Here is a 6,171-nt window from a genome sequence, read left to right on the forward strand (position 1 = left end):
TGCGTCAGGCCATCGGCGCACTGCGCGAAGACATCACCCGCGACCTGGCGGCAGACCTCACGCTGATGCCCAAGCTGCAACACCTGGATGCCGAAGGCTTGCATGTGATGGCCGACCTGATCGTCAAAAGTGTGTTCGCCACCCTGCCCGACATCATTGACCCGCCCGCCCAGGCACTGCCTACGCACCTCACGCCCCAGGCGAAAATCACCCAGCAATTGCGCTTTATCTTTATCGGCCTCAAGCACTGGCAAGGCCTGGGCAGCACGGAGTAACACGATCAGCCTGCGCGATGAAACCGTTTGGCGGTGGTGTAGTTCTTGTTCCAGTAGCTATTGCTCAACGAGTCAATGCGTACGCTCTTGCCTGCTCGCGGGGAATGGATAAATTTGCCTGCGCCGATATACAGCCCCACATGGCTCACTTGCCCACGCCCATTGCCTTTGAAAAACACCGCATCGCCAGGCTTGAGGGCCGCACGCTTGATCGTGACGGCGGACGAACGCTGCATCGCAGCGGTCGTGCGCGGCAATTGAATGTTCGCTTGGGTCTTGAACAGGTAGACCAGAAGGCTGCTGCAATCGAAGCCCTGCTCTACTGACGTACCTCCCCACCGATAAGGCGTGCCCAACAATGCATGGGCACGGTCCACAACATCACCGATCGGAGCCCGTGGTGCTGGGCTGAAGGTCGCCCGGGATTGAAAATTGGCCGAGGCCGATGGCATGACACACCACATACCGAAAATAAATAAACACAACCATAACCTGAACATGATGAACGCCGCTGTCGATAAAACCGGGCGCACATCCTAATGACTCAGCAGGTACAACCATGCAAGGTGAATCCCCAAGATGCGTAGGAAATATCCGAAGTATCGGATTTATCTAGATGAAAGAAATTTCATCCGCCCCGCATTCCAACTCAACGAAAATGCCCAAAACCGGTGCTATAAATCCATAAGCGCACCAAATTGAAACATCAATTAACAAATTGATGCCCCACGTAGTGGCACATCAGGGCGTACCTACAGGGAATTCCTACTCTGCGCCCGATTGGCAAGCCCCTTGCTCTAGCTCTCTCATCGCTCATAGCTGGAAGCCTTCTGATGCTGGTGATCCACCGCCGAATAGCCCCGCAGGCCCTCTGGGCTGCTGAATTGCTGCTGAACTTCGAAGCCCGCAGCAAAAGTCGCCTGCGCTGTTTCAGTACCGATGGTGAAGATGTCGGTTTGTTTTTGGAACGCGGGCAGCCACCGTTGCACGATGGCGAATGCCTACAAGCTGAAGACGGACGTGTCGTACGCGTCCGCGCTCGTCCTGAACAACTGCTGCATGTCACTTGCAGCAATGCCTATGAACTGACCCGAGCGGCCTATCACCTGGGCAACCGTCATGTGGCCCTGCAAGTCGGGGACGGCTGGCTGCGCCTGCTCGATGACTATGTGCTCAAGGCCATGCTCGAACAGCTGGGTGCCAAGGCCGAAACCATCGAGGCGCCGTTCCAACCGGAACATGGCGCCTACGGCGGCGGCCACCACCATTCGCGCCATGGCGACGAAGATTTCAACTATCCGCCCAAGCTGCACCAGTTCGGCGTGCGTCTATGAACCCAGCCTGGGCGCTGTTGCGCCTGGCCAGTCCGCAATTGCCGATTGGCGGCTACAGCTACTCCCAGGGCCTGGAAATGGCCGTGGAGAATGGCCGCGTCAAGGATGCAGCCAGCGCCCGACGCTGGATCAGTGACCAGTTGCTGCTCAACCTCGCTCGCTTCGAAGCGCCACTACTGCTTGCCCATTGCAATGCCGCTGCGGAACAGGATTGGCAACGCCTCATGCAATTGTGCGAAGAACACCGTGCCAGCCGTGAGACCCGTGAGCTGTACCAGGAAAGCCGGCAGATGGGCTACTCCCTGCAGCAACTGCTCAACGGCCTTCCCGAACTGGACGATGCAGCCCGCGCTTTTCTTGAGCCGTGCGCCGAACCCCATCTCGCCCTGGGATGGGCGCTGGCGGCACGCGCCTGGAACATCAGCCCCGGCGACGCCCTCGCCGCCTGGCTGTGGAGCTGGCTGGAAAACCAATTGGCCGTACTGATGAAAACCCTGCCCCTGGGCCAGCAGGCCGCCCAACGCCTGACCAGCGAACTGCTGCCGCTGCTGCAACAAGCCCAACAGGATGCCAGCCGCATCGAACCTAATCACCTGGGCAGTGCCGCGTTCGGCCTGTCCTTGGCGTGCATGGCCCACGAGCGCCAGTACAGCCGCCTGTTCCGTTCCTAGGAGCTGTTTATTTTGGAGAAGCACATGAACACACAACCTCTGCGGGTCGGCATCGGCGGCCCGGTGGGCTCCGGCAAGACAGCCCTGACCCTGGCCCTGTGTCTCGCATTGCGTGATCGCTACAACCTGGCGGTGGTTACCAATGACATCTATACCCGCGAAGACGCCGACTTCCTGGTGCGCAACCAGGCCTTGGCGCCGGAGCGCATCATCGGCGTGGAGACCGGCGGCTGCCCCCACACGGCGATTCGTGAAGATGCCTCGATCAACCTGGAGGCGGTCGACCAGCTCAACCGTCGCTTTCCCGGCCTGGACCTGATCCTGGTGGAGTCCGGCGGCGACAACCTGTCGGCGACATTCAGCCCCGAGCTGTCGGACCTGACCATCTATGTGATCGATGTGTCCGCTGGCGACAAGCTGCCGCGCAAAGGCGGGCCCGGCATCTGCAAATCCGACCTGCTGGTGATCAACAAGATCGACCTCGCCCCGCTGGTGGGCGCGTCGCTGGAGCTGATGAACAGCGATACGACGCGCATGCGCAACGGCAAACCCTTTGTGTTCAGCAACCAGAAAACCGGCGTCGGCCTGGATGACATCGTCGCCTTTATCGAACGCCAGGGCTTGCTGACCGCCGCCTGATCAACCCATAAGGAACCTGTCCATGAGCCTCAAGAAACTCTTCGCAGCCGCCACCCTGTTGCTCGCCCCTGCCCTGGCCTTCGCGCATCCGGGCCATGGCGATAACGGTCTGGTAGCCGGTATCAGTCACCCTCTGAGCGGGATCGACCATCTGCTGGCGATGGTTGCCGTCGGTTTGTGGGCCGCCCAACAGAAAGGCGCTGCCCGTTGGGCGTTGCCGTGCACCTTCGTCGGTACCATGTTGATCGGCGGTGTACTCGGCTTTGAAGGGATGCAATTGCCGGCGATGGAAAGCGGGATTGCCGCCTCCGTATTGGCCCTGGGCCTGGCAGTGGCCCTGGCGGTACGGCCACCGTTGTTCGTCGCGGTAGGCGCGACGGCGTTGTTCGCGCTGTTCCACGGTGTGGCCCATGGTCTGGAGCTGCCGGACATGTCCAATCCTTGGGCGTATGCCGCAGGGTTTGTGGGGGCGACTGCTGCACTGCACGCTGCCGGTTATGCGGTGGTGCGCTTCCTCCCGGCTGCGGCGGCGCCGTTGGTGCGGATTGCCGGGGCGGCTTCGGCGGCGACTGGAGTCTGGTTGCTCGCCGGCTGATTTGCAGCGCTTGTGAGGGCCTCATCGCAGGCAAGCCAGCTCCCACATTTGGTTGGAAAATGTGGGAGGGGCTTGCCCCCGATAGCGGTCGAGCAGACACCACCGAACCCAAGCCTGCTACCATGCGCGCCTACACCCCTGCCGTGACGACGCCAGCCAATGCCCAGCGCTTCCCAACCCTCCTTGAACACCGTGCTCACACACTTCCACGACCTGATCGTGCCGCTCTGGCAAGGCCCGGGTTGGAATGCCGAGCTGGCGCTGCCCTACGAGGCGCTGGACGCCGATCACCGGCCACTGCCCCCGCAACGCTACCGCGCCATGGCTTGCGCCCGGCAGTTGTACCTGTTCGCCAGCCTGATCGGTGAGCCTGGCGCCGCCTTCGCCGAAGAGCGCGCAGCGGCGCTGTTCCGCTCCCTGCAACGGCATTTCCATGACGCCGAGCACGGCGGCTGGTTCTACAGCATCGACCCGGCCGGCAAGCCGCTGGACAAGCGCAAAGACCTATACACCCACGCCTTCATCATCTTTGCCTGTGCCCACTACTGGGCCAAGGTGCGCGAGCCGTTGGTGGAATCGGTACTGGATGCAGCCCTGGCTGTGGTCGCCGAACGCTTCGCTACCGGCGACGGCCTGTACGACGCGGTCCTGGAACGCAACTGGTCATCCCTCAAGTCAGGCCCATTGCAAAATCCGCTGATGCACCTCGCCGAAGGCTTCCTCGCCACCCTGGCCGTGCGTGAAGACGCCGTCACCCAAGATGCGCTGCTGGACTTGGCGACCGCCATGCAGAAGCGCTTCATCGACCGCCAGCATGGCGTGATGATGGAGAAACCGCTGGGCGCTGTGGATAACTGGTTTGAGCCCGGGCATCAGTTCGAGTGGTTCTTTTTGCTGGAATCTTCAGCAATCCTGCGCGGCACGCCGCTGCATGCGTCGTTGACGCGGGCATTTGCCTATGCCGAACTCAAGGGTGTGGATAAGTTGACCGGTGCGGTCAGCGGCATGCTCGCCCTCGATGGCAGCGTGCGCGACGGCACGCAGCGGATCTGGGCTCAGGCTGAATATCTGCGGGCACTGACCTTGCGGCCTGGCAGTGAGGCGGTGCTGCAGCGCCAGTTGCTGGCGCTGCAACAGCACTTCTTGCATGAGAAGGGCTGGCATGAATGCCTGGATGCACAAGGCAAGGTGAGCCGACGGGATATGCCATCGACCACGCCTTATCATTTGGCGACTTGCTATCAGGGCCTGATCCAGCACCTCGGCTGAATCTCCCAGCTCCCACATTAAATGTGGGAGCTGGCTTGCCTGCGATAGCCTCAACTCGGTCTGACTGACCTCACGCGATCCACTTACGATCCGCGGTAAAACTGATCGTCAGCCAGCGCGCCGCATCCGGCGTGCCGAGCCCTGTGGATATCTCTTCACGCAGCCGGTCGAGGGTTGCGATGTTATCCACCGGGTAATCCGCCGGTAGCACCACATGAATCTCGATAAACCGTGCACGCCCGTGCTTTTGCACGTAGGACACATAGTCGTCGAAACCATGCTTGGCCTGGGCCGCATCCATCACTTCACGCACTTTGTCATCCAACTGGTCCGGTGCAATCCCCAGCACCTCGCGCAGCGCCGGACGCAGGATCTTCAGGGCCGGGGCCAGCATGCTCAGGGCCAGCAGGATCAGGATCAGCGGGTCGACATACACCGCCCACTCGCCATAACCCTGGGACTTGAGCAACAGAGCGGCGAGAAAGCTGATCAGCAAACCCACCGACAGCATCGCGTCCACCAGCCAGCTGATGTTGTCGAACTGGATCAGTGAAGATTTCAAGGTGCGATTGCGATAACGCACGTAGAAGAAGTAGGCGAATTCGACGACGGTAAACACCGCCGCATAAATGATCACCAGCCCCAACTCGATCTCACGCCCGCCATTGATGATGCCGAACACACCGTTGAGAAACGCGTAGATGGCGATCAGCAGCAGGAAACTGCCTTCGATCAGCAGCACCATGGGCTCCAGGTGCCAGTAGCCGAACTGGAAGCGCTCGTTGCTTTTCTTGGCGATCAGCTTGGCCGTGATCAGCATCAACACCTTGATGGCGGTGGCGATCAGCGAGAAAAAGCCGTCGAACAGAATGGATTGGGCGCCAGAAACCACGCCCGTGACAATCCCGGCGATCGCCACGGCGAACATCAGGATGGTCGATTGCTTGAGCAGTGCCTGCTCACCTCGGTTACTCACATTTCCTCCCGTCAAAACCTTTGAACCGCAGGGTGCGGTGGGGTTTTCAGGAGTGGAGTGTACCTTATGTCGTGTTTTGGCCGATTTGCCGCCATCGCAGCGATGCGGCGACCCGACAAGCCAGCTCCCACATTTTGACCGAGTACATCCTTGGAATGCGGTCAAAATGTGGGAGCGGGCTTGCTCGCGAAGCAGGCGGCGCGGTTTAAAGCCTTACTTGGCGCCGCGCTCGATGGCAAACCCAGCCCAGGTCTGGCTCACCGGCATCAGCTCCAGGCGGTTGATGTTCACGTGTGCCGGGGTGTTAAGCACCCAGAAGATCGTATCCGCAATGTCCTGCGGCTGGATCGGCTCGGCACCGGCATAAGTCGCGTCATAACGCGCCTGGTCACCGGCAAAGCGCACCAGCGAG

Annotated in this window: 7 protein-coding genes and 2 pseudogenes; 6 read left to right on the plus strand and 3 right to left on the minus strand. The window is 60.7% G+C overall.

Annotated elements, in window-relative coordinates; all coding sequences use genetic code 11:
- Positions 1-275: pseudogene (locus ACRESD_RS22525) on the plus strand (TetR family transcriptional regulator); the annotation flags it as partial.
- Positions 276-280: 5 nt separating this feature from the next.
- On the opposite strand, the gene ACRESD_RS22530 reads toward ACRESD_RS22525, so the two are convergent.
- Entirely contained in the window at positions 281-775 is a 495-nt protein-coding gene (locus tag ACRESD_RS22530; protein ID WP_431752924.1) for a C40 family peptidase, read from the minus strand.
- Positions 776-1,108: 333 nt separating this feature from the next.
- Here ACRESD_RS22530 and ureE point away from each other — a divergent pair, with 333 nt between their 5' ends.
- The 5 genes from ureE (at position 1,109) to ACRESD_RS22555 (ending at position 4,783) form a co-directional block, all read left to right on the plus strand.
- Positions 1,109-1,609: an urease accessory protein UreE gene (ureE, locus tag ACRESD_RS22535; RefSeq protein WP_431752925.1), complete on the plus strand. Its 501-nt coding sequence runs from the start codon at positions 1,109-1,111 to the stop codon at positions 1,607-1,609.
- Positions 1,606-2,280: an urease accessory protein UreF gene (locus ACRESD_RS22540; protein WP_431752926.1), complete on the plus strand. Its 675-nt coding sequence runs from the start codon at positions 1,606-1,608 to the stop codon at positions 2,278-2,280. The genes ureE and ACRESD_RS22540 overlap by 4 nt, the downstream gene beginning before the upstream one ends.
- 24 nt (positions 2,281-2,304) lie before the next feature.
- Positions 2,305-2,919 (plus strand): urease accessory protein UreG, encoded by a 615-nt coding sequence (gene ureG / locus ACRESD_RS22545; protein WP_016972570.1) that lies wholly within the window; start codon positions 2,305-2,307, stop codon positions 2,917-2,919.
- Positions 2,920-2,941: 22 nt separating this feature from the next.
- Complete coding sequence (locus ACRESD_RS22550) at positions 2,942-3,514, plus strand: HupE/UreJ family protein (protein WP_431752927.1); 573 nt, start codon at positions 2,942-2,944, stop codon at positions 3,512-3,514.
- A 159-nt stretch (positions 3,515-3,673) separates the two neighbouring features.
- Complete coding sequence (locus tag ACRESD_RS22555) at positions 3,674-4,783, plus strand: AGE family epimerase/isomerase (protein WP_431752928.1); 1,110 nt, start codon at positions 3,674-3,676, stop codon at positions 4,781-4,783.
- 70 nt (positions 4,784-4,853) lie between these two features.
- Here ACRESD_RS22555 and ACRESD_RS22560 read toward each other — a convergent pair whose 3' ends face one another.
- Together ACRESD_RS22560 and ACRESD_RS22565 are read right to left on the minus strand one after the other, a co-directional pair.
- Positions 4,854-5,759, minus strand: a complete 906-nt coding sequence (locus tag ACRESD_RS22560; protein ID WP_431752929.1) for a cation diffusion facilitator family transporter — start codon at positions 5,757-5,759, stop codon at positions 4,854-4,856.
- A gap of 213 nt (positions 5,760-5,972) precedes the next feature.
- Positions 5,973-6,171, minus strand: a pseudogene (locus ACRESD_RS22565) (NAD(P)-dependent oxidoreductase); the annotation flags it as partial.

The organism is Pseudomonas sp. (genome assembly GCF_050739995.1).
Taxonomy (GTDB): Bacteria; Pseudomonadota; Gammaproteobacteria; order Pseudomonadales; family Pseudomonadaceae; genus Aquipseudomonas.